Raw genomic sequence first — 292 nt, 5'->3', positions numbered from 1 at the left:
AGCGGGTCAGTATCCGCAAGTTGCGTAAGAGCGTCCAGCAGCCGTTCTCTTTGCGCTGCCGTTTTCGGCGCAATCGTCGTCCGCAGCATGGGGAGGGGGGCCTCGCGCCACCTTTTACGAGGGAGCCGGGTTTGATCCCCTAATACATCGTTTAACCTCACGCTGTCGCTGGGAAGGATAACAATTTCGCCCGGATAAGCGGTGTCTGTCCGAACAATTTCCCCTTTGGATGGAATACGCATCTCTGTGATTTTCAGCTTTTCTCTCCCGGCCAGGGCCACCGTATCCCGCA

Annotated in this window: 1 pseudogene; it reads right to left on the bottom strand. The window is 56.8% G+C overall.

The window, feature by feature from the left end:
• A pseudogene (locus KTH89_RS24775) lies at positions 1-292 on the bottom strand (tetracycline resistance ribosomal protection protein Tet(W)); the annotation flags it as partial.

This window comes from Diplocloster agilis (assembly GCF_019042275.1).
Classification (GTDB): domain Bacteria; phylum Bacillota; class Clostridia; order Lachnospirales; family Lachnospiraceae; genus Diplocloster; species Diplocloster agilis.
This window is presented reverse-complemented; position numbering and strand designations above follow the sequence as displayed.